Origin of the sequence: Sphingomonas sp. (assembly GCF_041661825.1) — a bacterium.
GTDB lineage: Bacteria > Pseudomonadota > Alphaproteobacteria > Sphingomonadales > Sphingomonadaceae > Sphingomonas.
Map to the genome: position 1 here is coordinate 721,324 of NZ_JBAZTU010000004.1, position 16,397 is coordinate 737,720.

11 protein-coding genes are annotated in these 16,397 nt (G+C 68.2%); 4 read left to right on the forward strand and 7 right to left on the reverse strand.

The window, feature by feature from the left end:
* Positions 1-41: 41 nt before the first annotated feature.
* A complete protein-coding gene (locus tag WC729_RS22155) occupies positions 42-779 on the reverse strand; it encodes a TIGR02186 family protein (RefSeq protein ID WP_372856654.1) in 738 nt (245 codons plus the stop codon).
* A 35-nt stretch (positions 780-814) separates the two neighbouring features.
* Positions 815-1,729: a sulfite exporter TauE/SafE family protein gene (locus WC729_RS22160; RefSeq protein WP_372856592.1), complete on the reverse strand. Its 915-nt coding sequence runs from the start codon at positions 1,727-1,729 to the stop codon at positions 815-817.
* 189 nt (positions 1,730-1,918) lie between these two features.
* Between WC729_RS22160 and WC729_RS22165 the strand changes: the two genes are divergently transcribed.
* Both WC729_RS22165 and pbpC read left to right on the forward strand, forming a co-directional pair.
* Positions 1,919-7,717: an alpha-2-macroglobulin gene (locus tag WC729_RS22165; protein ID WP_372856593.1), complete on the forward strand. Its 5,799-nt coding sequence runs from the start codon at positions 1,919-1,921 to the stop codon at positions 7,715-7,717.
* 151 nt (positions 7,718-7,868) lie between these two features.
* The gene (gene pbpC / locus WC729_RS22170) at positions 7,869-9,965 is read left to right on the forward strand and encodes a penicillin-binding protein 1C (RefSeq protein ID WP_372856655.1); all 2,097 of its coding nucleotides are present in this window, start codon (positions 7,869-7,871) and stop codon (positions 9,963-9,965) included.
* 79 nt (positions 9,966-10,044) lie between these two features.
* On the opposite strand, the gene WC729_RS22175 is transcribed toward pbpC, so the two are convergent.
* Positions 10,045-10,551 (reverse strand): RcnB family protein, encoded by a 507-nt coding sequence (locus tag WC729_RS22175; protein ID WP_372856594.1) that lies wholly within the window; start codon positions 10,549-10,551, stop codon positions 10,045-10,047.
* Positions 10,552-10,706: 155 nt separating this feature from the next.
* Entirely contained in the window at positions 10,707-11,198 is a 492-nt protein-coding gene (locus tag WC729_RS22180; protein WP_372856595.1) for an outer membrane protein assembly factor BamE, read from the reverse strand.
* Between the two features lie 114 nt (positions 11,199-11,312).
* Here WC729_RS22180 and WC729_RS22185 point away from each other — a divergent pair, with 114 nt between their 5' ends.
* The gene (locus tag WC729_RS22185; protein ID WP_372856596.1) at positions 11,313-11,819 is read left to right on the forward strand and encodes a ubiquinol-cytochrome C chaperone family protein; all 507 of its coding nucleotides are present in this window, start codon (positions 11,313-11,315) and stop codon (positions 11,817-11,819) included.
* Positions 11,816-12,349 (forward strand): DUF177 domain-containing protein, encoded by a 534-nt coding sequence (locus WC729_RS22190; RefSeq protein WP_372856597.1) that lies wholly within the window; start codon positions 11,816-11,818, stop codon positions 12,347-12,349. The genes WC729_RS22185 and WC729_RS22190 overlap by 4 nt, the downstream gene beginning before the upstream one ends.
* A gap of 158 nt (positions 12,350-12,507) precedes the next feature.
* Here WC729_RS22190 and WC729_RS22195 read toward each other — a convergent pair whose 3' ends face one another.
* The 3 genes from WC729_RS22195 to WC729_RS22205 are packed head-to-tail and all read right to left on the reverse strand — an operon-like array spanning position 12,508 to position 16,391.
* The gene (locus WC729_RS22195; RefSeq protein WP_372856598.1) at positions 12,508-13,050 is read right to left on the reverse strand and encodes a histidine phosphatase family protein; all 543 of its coding nucleotides are present in this window, start codon (positions 13,048-13,050) and stop codon (positions 12,508-12,510) included.
* Positions 13,051-13,067: 17 nt separating this feature from the next.
* On the reverse strand, positions 13,068-15,770 hold the full coding sequence (locus WC729_RS22200; protein WP_372856599.1) for an ATP-dependent DNA helicase: 2,703 nt from the start codon (positions 15,768-15,770) through the stop codon (positions 13,068-13,070).
* Between the two features lie 48 nt (positions 15,771-15,818).
* Complete coding sequence (locus WC729_RS22205; protein ID WP_372856600.1) at positions 15,819-16,391, reverse strand: Uma2 family endonuclease; 573 nt, start codon at positions 16,389-16,391, stop codon at positions 15,819-15,821.
* Between the last annotated feature and the right edge of the window lie 6 nt (positions 16,392-16,397).

Genomic DNA, 16,397 nt, shown 5'->3' on the forward strand with positions numbered 1-16,397 from the left:
TCCCGGGTGACGACCTGGGCTGGCCTGACCCGAATTCCGTTCTAGAAACGCCGCGCCACCCATCCCGCGGTCCACCCGAACAGGATCGACAGCGCGACGGCGGTCAGCCCGTAGGTGAAGGACCAGCGGTCGGCCGAGCGCGCGACGAAACGCTCGAAGCCCGATTTGCGGATGTCGATATCGCGCGTTGCCGCCGCCAGCACGCGACCGTCGCGGATCAGGAAGGTTTCCGCCGTGAAGCGCCCGACCGGTACGCGCGCCGGAATGGTCACGCGGGCACGGTACAGCACGCCGTCCGTGATCTCCACGGCGCCGGGCGCTTCGAAATACAGGCCGGAGCGGCGCTTGAGGTCGACCAGCCCGCGCGCGAATCGGTCCTGTTCCTCGGTGGGCGCGCTGCTTGCCGGGGAGAGCTGCAGGCTGTTCAGGCCCAACTCGTAGATCGCCTGAGTCCGCTCATCGACAAGACTGGCGATCGGCCGCGACGAGGCGATCGCGTAGAAGCTCGGGGCGGAACGATAGCGTAGCCGGGCGGCATTGACCCAGATGCCCGCCACCTTCTCCTTCTCGCGCACCAGGATCGACTGGACCGGCCCCTTCACCACCACGACGATATCGGTCGGCTTGTCGTCATCGGGCAGCCGCCCGCCGGGATAGAGGATCGCCCCGAACAGCAGCAACTCGGCGCCGGTGAAGCTGTAAGCGATTTCGATATCGCGCTGGGAGACGTCGGGGACTAGCACGGGCTTGGGCTGGGTCGCCGGTTTAGTCTGGCCCATCAGCAGCGGGACCAGCAGTAGAAGGAGCAATCTTTTCACGACAGCTCAACTGAATAGATTTCGTCCGGGCGCCAGCCCAGGCCGAGTGCGATGCGGAAGGCGACGAGCAGCACGATGACCGCGAGCGCGAGGCGCAGATATTCCGGCTTCACCTTGGTCGCGAACCGCGCGCCGACCTGCGCGCCCGCGACCGATCCGAGCAGCAGCAAGGCGGCCAGCACGATATCGACGGCTTTTGTCGTGGTGGCATGGACCATCGTCGCCATCGCGGTGACGAACAGGGTCTGGAACAGCGAGGTGCCGACCACGACCTGCGTGGTCATGCCGAGGAGATAGAGCATCGCCGGCACCAGGATGAAGCCGCCGCCGATACCGAGCAGCATGGTCAGGATGCCGACGAAGAAGCCGAGCAGCAGCGGTGCGAGCGGCGAGATGTACAGGCCCGAACGGTAGAAGCGTGTCCGTAGCGGCAGCGCCGCGACCAGCGGATGGTGCCGGCGCTTGCGCGGGCGCGGCGGCGCGCCGGTACGGCTGGCATGGATCGCCGTCCAGCTTTCCTGCGCCATCAGCCCGCCGATCGAACCGAGCATCAGCACATAGACGATGGCGATCACCGTATCGATCTGGCCGCTTGCCTGGAGCAGTTTGAACAGCCAGCCACCGAAGAGCGACCCGACCAGGCCGCCCGCGACGAGCACGCCGCCCATCTTGGTATCGACCCCGCCGCGCCGGATATGCGCGAACACGCCCGACACGCTCGCGCCGGTCACCTGGCTCGCGGCGGAGGCCGCGGCGACGGTCGGCGGGATGCCGTAGACGATCAGCAGCGGTGTGGTCAGGAATCCGCCGCCGACCCCGAACATGCCGGACAGCAGCCCGACACCCCCGCCGAGCAGGACGATGACGAGCGCGTTCACCGAGAGATTGGCGATGGGCAGATAGATGTCCATTGCCCAAGGCGGATATCCTGTTCGGCGCGCCGCGGAAAGCGAAAGGCCGAGAATATGGCTCGTTGCCGGCGGTTCGCGGCAAATGGCGGCAGGGATGTCCGGTATTTGGCGTCATGAGGCCGTTACTTCCGGCTGGACTTGAACCCGTATCGCGCCTTAGCCTGTGGTCGACTTCCGGGAGAGAGTTCGATGAAGCTCGCACTGCGTCTGGCACTCCTCGCTCTGGCGGTCGCCCCCGTCGCCGCGCTCGGCGACAACAGCCCCCAGGTCGTGATGGCGACCCCCGGCGTCGGGGATGGCGGCTCGATCCGGTCCTTCACTGCGCGCTTCAGCCAGCCGATGGTGCCGCTCGGCGACCCGCGCGCACCGTCGCCATTCGGCGTCACCTGCGCGGTCGAGGGCGAGGGGCGCTGGGTCGATCCGCAGACCTATGTCTATGAATTCGGCAGCGGGCTGCCCGGCGGCACGACGTGTAGTTTTGCGGTGAAGAGCGGGTTGAAGAGCGTGTCGGGCTACGCCGTCACCGGCCAGCAGGAATTCAAGGTCGATGCCGGCGGCCCGGTCGCGCGCGCCGTGATGCCTGGACAATATGGCGGGGAGATCGAGGAGGACCAGGTCTTCCTCGTCGCCGCCAACATGCCCGCCACCGCTGCCTCGATCGGCGCCAATGCCTATTGCGCCGTCGACGGCATCGGCGAGAAGATCCCGGTCGACGTGCTTGCGGCCGACCTCCCCGGCAAGCTGCTGGGCGAGATGGGGACTGACAATTGGAACGTCCGCAGCTTCCTGGAAAGTGCCGGCCTGCCCGCGACGGTGCCGACCGACGCGGCCGACAAGCAGAAAGCCTTTGCCACGGTCACCGCGCTGAAATGCCGCCGCCCGCTGCCCCCGGGCCGCGATATGGCGCTCGTCTGGGGCGCGAACATCGCCGGCGCAGGCGGCAAGCTCGCCGGCACCGATCAGCGCTTCGATTACACCGTGCGCAAACCCTTCACCGCGCGCTTCGAATGCTCGCGCGTCAATGCGCAGGCGGGGTGCAGCCCGGTCGAGGCAGCGCATGTCCGCTTCACCGCGCCGATCGCGATGAGCCTGGCGGAGCAGATCCGCATCACCACCGCTGACGGCAAGGCGATCGCGCCGGTGTTCGACAAGGACGAGAAGAAGAAAGCGACGATCAGCGACATCACTTTCTCCGCGCCCTTGCCGCCGGCGACCGCCGCCAAGCTGACCCTGCCCGCCGACGTCAAGGACGAGAGTGGGCGCGTGCTGGCCAATGCCGAGCGCTTCCCGCTCGACGTGCGTTTCGACGAGGCGCCGCCGCTGGTGAAGTTCGCCGCCCCCTTCGGCATCCTCGAGGCGAAGGAACAGGGCGTGCTGCCCGTCACCGTCCGCAATGTGGAGCCCTCGCTCCAGGGGCTCAGCACGGCGATCGCAGGCAAGTCGCTGCGCGTCGACGGATCGGACGGCAAGGTCGCCGAATGGCTGCGTACGGTCGATGATGCCGATGATTATGCGAGCCATGAGGAGAAACAGGGCAAGGAATCGGTCACGATCAACGACACCGGCTCGAAGTCGATCCTCGCTGATGCCGGCGGTGCGCCGCTCCAGGTCGGCCTGCCTGGCAAGGGCAAGGATTTCGAGGTCGTCGGCATCCCGCTCGGCAAGCCCGGATTCTATGTGGTGGAGCTGGCCAGCCCGGTGCTCGGCCAGGCGTTGCTCGGGCGCAAGGCACCGCGCTACGTCGCCTCGGCGGCGCTCGTCACCAACATGGCGGTGCATTTCAAATGGGGCCGGGAGCGGAGCCTTGCCTGGGTGACCCGGCTCGACACCGGCAAGCCCGTCGCCGGCGCCACGGTGCGCATCACCGACAGCTGCACCGGCGAGCAGTTCGCGCGCGGCACCACCGATGCCAGCGGCGGCGTGTTCGTGCCGCAGGGCCTGCCCGAGCCGGAAACCTATGGCAGCTGCGAAAGCGGCAGCTCGCATCCTTTGATGGTCTCGGCGCGCGAGGGTGAGGATTTCAGCTTCACCCTTACCGCATGGGGCGACGGCATCCGGCCGTATGATTTCGACCTGCCCTATGGCTATGAGGCCAAGGGCGACATCCTCCACACCGTGTTCGATCGCGCACTGCTCCGCCAGGGCGAGACGATCAACATGAAGCATATCCTGCGCACGTCGATCGGTGCGGGCTTCGGCATGGCGCCGGCGCTGGAAGGAACGCTTCGCCTGTCGCATCGCGGGTCGGACACCCAGTTCGACATGCCGCTCAAGATCGATGCCAATGGCATCGGCGAATCGAGCTGGACCGCCCCGCAGGGCGCGCCGATGGGCGATTACGATTTGCAGGTGATCGTCGGCGACAAGACGATCTACACGTCGCAATCGTTCAAGGTCGACGTCCACAAATTGCCGACCATGCGCGCGACGGTGACTGGGCCGAAGGAAGCCGCGGTCAGGCCCAAGACGCTGCCGCTCGACCTGTTCGTCGGCTATCTTTCGGGCGGCGGCGCCTCCAACCTGCCGGTCGACCTGCGTGTCGGCTATTTCGGGCGAAGCACCACGCCCGAGGGTTATGACGGCTACAGCTTCGGCGGCAACGCGGTGCAGGAAGGCACCAAGCCGCTCGACGGCGACGGCGAGGAGGAACAGACCCCGCTGCCGCCGACCCAGACTCTGCCCGCCACGCTTGGCGGCGACGGCACCGCCAAATCGGTGATCGAGGTGCCCCAGGCGCTCGACGGCGCGACCGACATGCTGGTCGAGATGGATTATCAGGATGCGAATGGCGAGGTGCTGACCGCATCGCGCCGCATCCCGATCTTCCCCTCGGCGGTTCAGGTCGGGGTCAAGACCGATGGCTGGCTGATGAAGCAGGACGATCTGCGCCTGCGTTTCGTCGCGCTCGACACCTCGGGCAAGCCGATCGCCAACCAGAAGATCTCGGTCGCGCTGTACAGCCGCAAGATCCTGACCGCGCGGCGCCGGCTGATCGGCGGTTTCTACGCCTATGACAACCAGATGAAGACGGAGAAGCTTGCGGGGACCTGCACCGCGACGACCGACGCGCAGGGGCTTGCCCAGTGCAAGGCCGATCCCGGCGTCTCGGGCGAGGTCTATGCCGTCGCGACGACGACGGACGCCAATGGCAATGTCGCGCGCGCCACCCGTTCGGTCTGGCTCGCCGGTGACGACGACTGGTGGTTCGGCGGCGACAATGGCGACCGCATGGACGTCGTGCCCGAAAAGACTGCCTATAAGGCCGGCGAAACCGCGCGCTTCCAGGTCCGCATGCCGTTCCGCGAGGCGACGGCGCTGGTCACCGTCGAGCGCGAGGGCGTGCTTTCCTCTTATGTCACGACCCTGTCGGGCACCGATCCGGTGGTCGAGGTCAAGATGCCGGGTAGCTACGCGCCCGATGTGTTCGTGTCGGTCATGGCGGTGCGCGGGCGCGTCGAAGGCGGCTTCTGGAGCTGGATCCACGGCATCGCCCAGAGCCTCGGCCTTGCCAGCGGGCCCCCCGCGGCGCCCGAGCCGACCGCGCTGGTCGACCTCGCCAAGCCCGCGTACCGCCTCGGCATGACCAAGGTGAAGGTCGGCTGGGAGGCGCATCAGCTCCAGGTCGCGGTCAAGGCCGACAAGGAGAAATATGCCGCACGCGACACCGCGCAGGTCGATGTCCAGGTGAAGAGTCCCGACGGCAAGCCGGCGGCCACCGCCGATGTCGCTTTCGTCGCGGTCGACGAGGCGATCCTCCAGCTCGCGCCCAATGAAAGCTGGGACGTGCTGACCGCGATGATGGGCGAACGCTCGCTCTCGGTGCTCACCTCGACCGCGCAGATGCAGGTCGTCGGCAAGCGCCATTACGGTCGCAAGGCAGTCGAAGCCGGCGGCGGCGGCGGCAACGACATGTCGGGCCTCAACCGCGAGAATTTCCAGCCGGTGCTGCTATGGAAGGGCCGGGTCGCGCTCGATGCGCAGGGCCATGCCCGTGTGCCCGTCCTACTCAGCGACGCCCTGTCCTCGTTCAAGCTGGTCGCCATCGCCACTGACGGCGCGCAATTGTTCGGCACCGGCATGGCGAGCGTCAGGACCGCGCAGGACCTGTCGATCTTCGCCGGTATCCCGCCTCTGGTGCGCACCGGCGATTATTTCGCGGCGGGCTTCACGCTCCGAAACGGCTCGGACAAGCCGATGAAGGTCACCGCCACGGTCGACGTCACCCCGCGTGTCGCGCAGGGCAAGCCGCTGACCGTGATCATCCCGGCGGGCGGCGCGACGCCGGTCGCCTGGAATCTCACGGCCCCCGGCAATGTCACCAACCTCCGCTGGCAGGTCAGTGCCAGGACTGAAGACGGCAAGGCAGTGGACAAATTGACGGTCAACCAGGACGTCATCCCGGCGGTGCCCGTCGAGGTCTGGGCGGCGACGCTGACCCGGGTCGGTACCGACACGATGATCCCCATTGCCCCACCCGCAGGCGCGCTGCCGGGTCGCGGCACGGTGGATATCAAGCTCGACGACACGCTCGCCCCGCCGCTCGCCGGGGTGCGCGCCTTCATGTCGGCCTATCCCTATGATTGTTTCGAACAGCGCCTGTCGCGGATCGTCGCCTTGGGCGATTCGGCGGGCTGGACGGCGCTGGCCGGGGCGATCCCGACCTATCAGGCGTCGGACGGGTTGCTGCGTTTCTGGCCGTCGGACACGCTCGAGGGCTCGGAGATCCTCACCGCCTACGTCCTGTCGCTGACCGCGGACGCCGGCCTGCCGATCCCCGAGGCGTCGCGCACGCGCATGATCGAGGGGCTGAAGGCAGTGCTTGACGGCCGCTTGCGGCACGAGACCTATGGCGATGTTCGCCTGGAGAAGGTCGCTGCCTTCACTGCGCTGGCCCGGGCCGGCGCGGCGACGCCGGCGATGCTCGGCCAGATCAGCATCACCCCCAAGGAGATGCCGACGGCGAGCGTCGCGGATTATCTGATGGCGCTCGACAAGGTCCCCGGCCTCGCCAACGGCACGGCGCTGAAAGCAGCGGCCGAAGCGGTGATCCGGTCGCGCATTGCCTATGAGGGCACGCGGCTCGACCTGACCGATGCGTCGAGCTCGGCCTGGTGGCTGATGTCGTCGAGCGACGAGGCCTCGATCAAGGCGCTGCTCGCCACGCTCGGCCGGCCCGGCTGGCAGGACGATGCGCCGAAGATGATGGTCGGCGTCTCGCTGCGCCAGGTCCGCGGCCATTGGGACACGACCACCGCCAATGCCTGGGGTACCGTCGCCGCGCGCAAGTTCGCGACGCTCTACCCGGCCGAGGCGATCGCCGGCACGACCTCGCTCGTGCTGGGCAGCCGCACCATCTCCAAGGCGTGGCCGCTCACCGTCGACCTGCGCCAGGCAAGCTTCCCGCTCCCCGCCGCCCAGACCCCGCTGCGCCTGTCGCAATCGGGCGGCGCGGGCCCCTGGGCGAGCGTCTCGGTCTCGGCCGCGGTGCCGCTGACCAAGCCGCTCAACGCGGGCTATCGCATGTCGCGCAAACTCGATGTGGTGCAGGCGCGCACCAAGGGCGTGCTGACGCGGGGCGATGTCGTGAAGGTGACGATCACGGTCGAGGCGACGGCGGAGCGCAACTGGGTGGTGATCGACGATCCGGTCCCGGCCGGCGGCACCATCATCGGCGATCTCGGCGGCCAGTCGAAGATCCTCGCCGATCAAGGCAGCGATGGCGGCGGCTTCGATTTCGTCGCGCAGGATGGCGAGGGCAAGCTCTGGAACGTCGAGGTCGGCGCCCAGCTCGCTTATATCGAGCGCGGCAATGATTCGTGGCGCGCTTTCTTCTCCTGGCTGCCCAAGGGCAAGCTGACGGTCAGCTATCTGGTCCGCCTCAACGGCGCGGGCCGGTTCAACCTGCCGCCGTCGCGGGTCGAGGCGATGTATTCACCCGCGATCCGCGCCCAGCTGCCCAATGCGCCGATGACGGTGGCGCAGCGGTGACCGGATGGGAGAGCCCGACCAACCATCGCCGTTCGCCCTGAGCCTGTCGAAGGGCGGCTCCTACCTTCTCGACCGGGTCGGGAAGGCGAAGGCGAGGGTGCGGGAAATTCAGCCCGAACGGTGGTGGGCGGCACTGCGCACAAGGACCGGCATGACCTTCGCCGGCATCGGCCTGGTCGCCCTGATCTATGCCAGCCTGGACTACGTCACCCTGCCGCCACCACTCCCCGGTTATGTCCAGGTCCGCACTGCCTGGCACCCGTCTGAAGCGTGGCTCTACGACCGCGACGGCAATCTCATCGACAGCGCTCGCGTCGATTTCGCCGCGCGCCGGCTCGGCTGGACGCCGCTCGATAAGGTCTCCGCCGTCACCCGCGAAACGCTGGTCGCCGCCGAGGACCGCCGCTTCTTCGGCCATGGCGGCGTCGACCTGCTCGCGCTGGTCGGCGTGGCGCGCGATAAGGCGCAAGGGGAGCGGGCTCGCGGCGCCAGCACCATCACCATGCAGCTTGCAGGTTATCTCGCGCCCGATCTCGCCGCGCCGGGCTCGCGGCGCTGGTGGGACAAGATCCGCCAGATGCGCGCGGCCTGGGCGCTCGAGGGCGCCTGGACCAAGGACCAGATCCTCGAGGGGTATCTCAACCTCGCCGGTTTCCGCGGCGAGGCGCAGGGCATCGGGGCCGCCGCGCTCGGCCTGTTCGGCAAGACGCCCGATGCGCTCGCCCGCGACGATTCGCTGCTGCTCGCCGCGCTGCTGCCCGATCCCCAGGCCGATTCGACCAGGGTCGCGCGCCGCGCCTGCGCGCTGTCGCACGAAAAGGACTGCACCCGCTTCGCCGGCGAGGCCGCCTCGATGCTCGGCCCAACGCGCAGCCTCGCGCTCGACCCCGGCCTCGCCCCGCATCTTGCCGATCGCCTGCTCCGGAAACCGGGCCTGCGCATCAGGACGACGCTCGACCGGCGCATCCAGCAATTCGCCATCACCGCGCTGAAGCGCCAGCTCCAGGGCCTGGGCGGCGCCCGTGCCCGCGATGGCGCAGTGGTGGTGCTCGACAATCAGAGCGGCGACGTTCTCGCTTATGTCGGCGGCATCGGCGGCGCCTCGACCGCGCGGTCGGTCGACGGCGCCAATGCCTATCGCCAGGCGGGCTCGACCCTGAAGCCCTTTCTCTATGCCCAGGCGATCGAGAAGGGCTATCTCACCCCCGCCTCGATCCTCGAGGATTCGCCGGTCCAGCTCGACACCGCCTCCGGCCTCTACGTGCCCCAGAATTACGATCGCGGCTTCAAGGGCCAGGTCTCGGCGCGCTCGGCGCTGGCCGGGTCGCTCAATGTGCCCGCAGTGCGCACCTTGCTGCTGGTCGGGGTCGATCCGTTCCGCGACCGGCTCTGGGACAGCGGCTATCGCGGTATGACCGAGGACGGCCAATATTACGGCTTCTCGCTCGCGCTCGGCTCGGCGGAAGTCACGTTGCTTGAACAGGCCGATGCCTATCGCAGCCTCGCCAATGGCGGCCGCTGGTCGCCGCTCCGCCTCACCGCCGACGCGCCGCACGAAGCACCGCGCAAGGTCACCACGCCCCAGGCCGCCTGGCTGGTCGCCGACATGATGGCCGATCCCAATGCCCGCGCCGCGACCTTCGGCCTCGATTCGGCACTGCGCCTCCCTTTCTGGGCGGCAGTGAAGACCGGCACGTCAAAGGCGATGCGCGACAATTGGTGCATCGGCTTTTCGGATCGTTACACGGTGGCGGTCTGGGTCGGGAATCTGGAGGGCGATCCGATGCGCGCCGTCTCGGGCACCAGCGGTGCGGCGCCGGTCTGGCGCGATCTGATGCTGGCGCTGAACAGCGACCGCAAGGTGGTGGCGCCGCCGCGTCCGGCGGGCATCGAGCAGCGCGCGATCCGCTTCGCCAACCATGTCGAGCAGCCGCGCCTCGAATATTTCCTCACCGGCACCGCGCAAACGGAAGTCGCCGCCGCGCCCCAGGCCGCGCGCCGGCCGCGCATCACCAATCCGGTCGCGGGCAGCGTCTATGCGATCGACCCGGATATCCCGCCCGATCGCCAACGCCTCGCGGTCGGGGTCTCGGGCGAGGTCACCGCGCACCGCCTGCTGCTCGACAAGCGCGATCTGGGCGCAGCCGATTCGCAGCCCCAGATCCTCGCCGCGCCCGGCCAGCACCGGCTGCGCCTGATCGATATCAGCGGCCGCGTGGTGGATCAGGTGCTCTTCACCATCCGCTGAAACGACAACGGCCGCGCCCACCCGTAGGCGGACGCGGCCGTGCCCGGGCGACATCGCCGCCCGGGCCGTGACGATCTTCTTACCAGTAGAAGTTGCGGATCACGTCGATCACGACGCCGCGGCGGGTGTCGACCAGCAGCACATCGTTATAGTGACGTACCCAGCGCTGGTTGTAGCCGACCGGCGCGAGGCGATAGCGCCACGGATCGTTGATGAAATAGCGCGGGCCGTAATAGCTCGCGCCGATACGCACGCCCGGACGGAACGCATTGTAGCGGAACGGGGCGCGCCAGTTGCCGCGCGAATAGAGCGCGCGATTCTGGTTGCGATAGCCGTTCCAGTCGTTGCGGCCCCAACGGCGGTTGCGGTCGCGAACGTCCTCGCGCAGCTCCTGACGGGCCCCGCGGACGTCGCGGCGCTCGTCGCGGATATCGCCGCGGTCGCCACGGCGATGGGCATCGTTCAACTCGCGCTGTTCCTGGCGAAGCTCACGCCGGTCCTGGCGCACTTCGCGGTTCGACTGCGCCATCGCCGTCGTCGGCAGCACCGTCGCGGCCATCAGCGTCAGGATGATCAATTTACGCATGATATTCTCCATTCTCTCCCGGAAACACCCGAAGGGGGTGTTGCCGCGCGACTCTTTTCGCCGAGTCGCGCTGAACGGGGTGCGAACCACCCAGTCAGGCGATAGAAAGAATGGGAAGGCGGCAGGTTCCGCCCGAGACCGCGAAAAACGCCGGATTACGGCGTATCGCGACCGCCGCTGTCGCCACCCGGAGGGCCCATGCCGGCAGCGCCGACCGTGCCGATATTGCCGAACAGCTCATCGAAGAGGCTGCGCTTGCGGCCGAGCGTCGGGGTCTTCTCGCCCGACGGGCTGATCTTCGCGATCTGCTCGGCGCCGGTGCGGTTCACGGCGGTGACATTGCCCTTGGCGTCGAAGCTGACGCGCAATGTCGTCTGGCTCGTCACCTTGGGGTTGTTGTAAGCGAAATTGCGTGTGTCGCGGGCGATATAATACCATTCGCCCTGGTTGAACTGGCTGGCGAAGCTCGGCTTGCCCAGCACCTGGAGCACGGATTGGCGGTTGTCGACACCCGGCTGGACCGAATTGACCAGGTCGACATCGACGACATAGCCCTGGTGCATGCGCAGCGGCGTGCAGCCACCGGCGGCGATCGTCGCGAGGCCCAGGGCGGCGCCCATCATCAAGCGGGCGGAAATCACACTCATCATACTCTCCAGGCACGCCGACGCGGCAACGCGAGTGCATTGCATCATGCGCCGCCAGCCTCAATATGCGGATGAACGCGGCCAAACAAGGGCACGCGCGGGAGACCTTGAGACGTGCAATGGATCGCGAAGCTGTTCGGTAGCCGGGATGAGGAGGCGCTGCCGCTCTATAACGAGGTCATCGTGCGCGCCCGCCAGCCCCATTGGTACGAAGCGGGCGGGGTTCCCGACACGATCGACGGCCGGTTCGACATGGTCGCCACGGTCCTTTCCTTCGTCCTGCTGCGGCTGGAGGGCGATCCCGTCGCCGCCGGCCCCAGCGCGAAGCTGACCGAGCGTTTCGTCGACGACATGGACGGGCAGCTCCGCGAGATCGGCATCGGCGACATCGTCGTCGGCAAGCATATCGGCAAGATGATGAGCATGCTCGGCGGCCGGCTCGGCGCCTTTCGCGATGCGACGACTCCGGCAGAGCTGGACGCAGCGCTGGTCCGCAACCTCTATCGCGGCGCGGCGCCCGATGCGGCGGCGCTCGCTCATGCGCGCGATTCGCTGCTTGCCTTGCGCGAGTCGCTGGCAGCGACGCCGACCGGCGCCCTGCTCGCCGGTCAGCTGCCGTGACGGCACCCGAATTCTCCCGGCTCGAGCGAATCGATACGATCGGCGAGGGCGAACGCGAGATCACCATCTCCGCCACTGCCGAGGAGCGGGCGGCCCTCGCGTCGCGCTTCGGGCTGAAGTCGATCGACCGGCTGGTCGGGACCTTCCGCCTGCGCCGCGATGCCGCCGGCGTCGTTGCGCGCGGGAAAGTGGTGGCGAAACTGGTTCAGGCCTGCGTCGTCACGGACGATCCGCTGCCCGTTTCGGTCGACGAACCCGTCGCGCTGCGCTTCGTCGCCGGCGACAAGCCTGAAGGCGACGAGATCGAGCTCAGCGAGGACGCGCTCGACACGATGAGCTTCGATGGCGCCGCGATCGATCTCGGCGAGGCGGCGGCGGAGACCATGGCGCTCGCGCTCGATCCCTTCCCGCGCGGCCCCAATGCGGCGGCGGTGCTGAAGGAGGCGGGTGTGATCAGCGAGGAAGAGGCGAAGCCGCTCGGCGCATTGGCCGGCCTGGCTAGTCTGAAGGAGAAGATGGAGAAGCAGTAGCGGCGCCTGCCATTCAGCAATGCCGCTTCACCAAACACGCCGTCACCCCGGACTTGTTCCGGGGTCCACCGACCCGCATGCTCTCAGCAGCGGTAGGTCGTGCGGAACGGTGGATGCCGGAACGAGTCCGGCATGACGACAATAGGGTATTCGTCAGCTCAACCCTGATCCGGCCCCAGGCTTGGATCGAGATCACGCGGCCGCACGAACAGCGCCAGCGACGCACCGCCCGCCGTCACGTCCCGCCACGATTCGACCTCGAAACATAATTGCGCCGTGCTCGCGGTCGGGAACTTCACCTCGACATCGTCGCGCAGCGGCTGCTCGTCCGAATCGGGCACCAGCAGCAGCACCAGATCCTCCAGCCCGGGATTATGCCCGATCAGCAGCGCCGTATCGGCGCCCTCGGGCAGCTCATGGATCACGTCGAGCAGGGTTGTCGCCGAGGCGAGATAGATGCGCCGGTCCCAGGCCGGCGCCAGCGCCGCGCCATATCCGGTCGCGACCTGCTCGATCGTCTCCATCACGCGCACCGCGGGCGAGGCGACGACCTGGTCGAAGCGCAGGCCCATGGTTCGCCAGTTGCGCCCGACCAGCTGGGCGGCACGCTTGCCCTTGCCGTTGAGCGGCCGATCGAAATCGCGCAGCACCGGATCGTCCCAGCCCGATTTGGCATGGCGAAGGAGCGTCAGCGTCTTCATCCCGGCAAGCGTCTCCGTCAGGCTTCCTCGCGGGCCTCATGCCCCACATGGCTGACAGAAGGAAGACGGCCCGCGCGCACCACCGCTTCGTCCAGGGTCACGCGAGACACCGTCACGCCCGGCGGAAAGGCGGTCAGCAGCCGCGACGGCATCGCCGCGGAGAGCAGGACGAAGATGCCGTGATCGTCGGCGCGCCGGATCAGCCGACCGAACGCCTGCGCCAGCCGCGCCCGCACGATGCGGTCGTCATAGGCGCTGCCGCCGCCCGCCAGCCGCCGCGCGGCGTGCAGCACGGTCGGCTTGGGCCAGGGCACGCCTTCCATCACGACCAGCCGCAGCGACCGGCCCGGCACGTCGACGCCGTCGCGCAGCGCATCGGTGCCGAGCAGGGAGGCGGAGGCATCGTCGCGGAAGATATCGACCAAAGTCCCCGTATCGATCGGATCGACATGCTGGGCATAGAGCGGCAGCCCATCGCGCGCGAGCCGGTCCGCGATCCGCGCATGTACCCCGCGCAGCCGCCGGATCGCGGTGAACAGCCCCAGCATGCCGCCGCCGGACGCGACACCCAGCCGCGCATAGGCATTGGCCAGCGCCCCCATGTCGCCGCGCTTCACGTCCGTCACGATCAACACTTCGGCCTGCGACGCATAGTCGAAGGGGCTGATCGCCTCGAACCGGCTCGCCCCGCGGATCAGATGCTGGGCGCCCGTCCGCGCCTCGGCCACGTCCCAGTCGCCGCCCCCGCGCAACGTCGCCGAAGTGACCAGCGCACCATGCGCCTGTTTCAGCACCGTCTCGGCAAAGGGCTTGCTCGGGTCGAGCCAGTGGCGGTGCAGGCCGATATCGTACTCGCGGCCCTCGATCCGGTCGACCGCCAGCCAGTCGACATAATCGGGCGTCGCCGGTCCGCCGATCCGCGCGAGCAGCGACAGCCAGGCCGCGACCGTCTCCGCCCGCCAGCCGATCGAGGCGATCGCCCCTTCGATTCGCGCGCGCGCCGGCCCGTCCATCCAGTCGGGCGCTTCGGCCAGCACTGCCTCGAGCCGCCGGCCAAGGGTGACGAGCGGCCGCACCAGCGCGTCCAGCGCATGCGCGGCGGGTGCTGCCGCCTCGATCAGCGCGGCGTCGGGCTCGGCAAGCTCGGTCTCCAGACCGTAGCCGGCATCGCCCTGCGCTTCGGCGCGGGCATAAGCGAGGCCACGCACCGCCGCGAGCAGGGTCTCGATCGGCCCGAACGGCGCGCCTTCGCTCAGCCGCTGCAGCCAGCCGTCCGCGGCGAGCGCGCCCGCTGCCTTGATCGCCTCGGCAATGGCGATCCCGCCGCCCTCATCATAGCTCGCCACATCGGACAATCGCGCGGCAAGCCCGCGTCGTCGCCCGCGCCCGCCCGATTCGGGGCCGAGGATCCAGCGCCGCAGCTCGATCGTCTCCTGCCCGGTCAGTGCGGTCGAGAACATCGAATCCGCCGCGTCGAAGATATGGTGTCCCTCGTCGAACACATAACGGGTCGGCCGCGTCGCCAGCTCGCGGCCGCGCGCGGCATTGACCATCACCAAAGCATGGTTGGCGATGACGATATCGGCCTCGGCGCTCGCCCGGGCGGCGCGCTCGATGAAGCACTTCCGGTAATGCGGACAGCCGGCATAGACGCATTCGCCGCGCCGGTCGGTCAGCGCGGTCGATCCGTTGCGGCGGAACAAAGTGGGCAGCCAGCCGGGCAGATCGCCGCCGACCATGTCGCCGTCGGCGCTATACGCTGCCCAGCGCGCGACGAGCTGCGCCAGGATCGCGGCGCGCCCGGCGAATCCGCCCTGCAGCGCGTCCTCCAGATTGAGCAGGCAGAGATAATTCTCCCGTCCCTTGCGCGTCACCACCTTGGCCTTGCGGACTTCCGGATCGGGAAACAGCCGCGCGCTTTCATGTCCCAATTGCCGCTGCAGCGCCTTGGTGAAGGTCGACACCCACACTGCGCCGCCGGCCTTTTCGGACCAGAGCGAGGCGGGGGCGAGATAGCCCAGCGTCTTGCCGATACCGGTGCCCGCCTCGGCCAGCACCATGTTCGGGGCGTCGCGCACCATGCGCGGGCCGAACGCTTCCATCGCTGCCTGGGCAAAGGCGCGCTGGCCCGGACGCTGCTCCGCGCCATTGCCGGTCAGGTGCGCCAGCCGTGCCTGGGTTTCCTCCGGGTCGAGCGTAATGGTGCGCGGCGCCGGGCGCGGCGCTACTTCGGACCATTCGGGCAGCTTCGAAAACAGCCAGCGCTCCGCGGTTGCAGGTTTCGCCAGCCGATCCGCCACCACCGGTGCCCAGGTCCAGCGCAGCCGAAACAGCGATTGCGCAGTGGTCCAGGCCCCTTCGCGCTCGGGCCAGTCGGCCGAGGTCAGGTCGAGCAGCTTTTCGGCGGCGCTGCGCAGGAAGGCGGCGACCTCGGCGTCGGTCGCGGGCGCCTCCAGCCCGGTTTCGCGCGCCAGCCCACGCGGCGTCGGCACCATGAATCGCGCCGGGCGGAGAAAGGCGAACAGCTCGAGCACGTCGAGCCCCGACAGGTCGGCATAGCCCAGCCGCTGGGCGATCAGCGGCGCGTTGAGCACGATCACCGGTGTATCCGCTGCGATCCGGATCGCTTCGCCGCGCCCGATCGGCCGGGTGCCGTCAGCGTCGGCGATCCAGATGCCGCTATGGCTGGCATGCAGCGCGGGGTGGGGGAGCGGGGCCACACCATCCCATCGCGCGAATGGAACGAAATGGCAACGGCACGAGGCCGTTTAGAGGATTCCGTTCGTCTCGATCGTCAGGTCAGCCAGCGTCACGCTCTGCAACGGCTCACCCACGGCGACGGAGCGGCTATTTTGATAGCTGCCTTCCATCGGCTGCCAGAGCTGATGAATCTGCGCCGCCGGCAGGTCGACCACCCAATATTCCGGGATGCCGTGCATCGCATACATCGCCGCTTTGGTGCCGAGATCGTAGCTGATCGTGCTGTCCGACACTTCGATCAGCAGCGCGACCGACTCAAGCGGGACATAACCGTCGCCCTGTGGGGCGCTGGTAAGGACGACGTCGGGTTCGGGTGCGCCATAAGGCGGGAGTGCGACCGTCGTTTCGCTCTGCGCCGAATAGGCGGAGCCCAGCGCCTCGAGCGCGCGGCGCAGTCGATAGGTCAGTTCGTTTTTTGCGAAGGAATGGCGCCGGTACTGCGAGTTCATCTCGACGATCACCCCCTCGATCAGCTCGGTCTTCGCAAGATGGGAAAAGGTGCCGGCGCGCAGCAGCAACTCATAGTCCTCGATCCGGAGTTTGACCGGCTGCGGTACATTGAGGGGAGCGATCAGCGTCACGAGGCG

Coding starts and splice junctions, on each gene's coding strand:
- WC729_RS22180 (WP_372856595.1), bottom strand. CDS start 11,198: ATGAGTGTGATTTCCGCCCGCTTGATGATGGGCGCCGCCCTGGGCCTC.
- WC729_RS22175 (WP_372856594.1), bottom strand. CDS start 10,551: ATGCGTAAATTGATCATCCTGACGCTGATGGCCGCGACGGTGCTGCCG.
- WC729_RS22160 (WP_372856592.1), bottom strand. CDS start 1,729: ATGGACATCTATCTGCCCATCGCCAATCTCTCGGTGAACGCGCTCGTC.
- WC729_RS22195 (WP_372856598.1), bottom strand. CDS start 13,050: ATGAAGACGCTGACGCTCCTTCGCCATGCCAAATCGGGCTGGGACGAT.
- WC729_RS22155 (WP_372856654.1), bottom strand. CDS start 779: ATGGGCCAGACTAAACCGGCGACCCAGCCCAAGCCCGTGCTAGTCCCC.
- pbpC (WP_372856655.1), top strand. CDS start 7,869: ATGACCTTCGCCGGCATCGGCCTGGTCGCCCTGATCTATGCCAGCCTG.
- WC729_RS22165 (WP_372856593.1), top strand. CDS start 1,919: ATGAAGCTCGCACTGCGTCTGGCACTCCTCGCTCTGGCGGTCGCCCCC.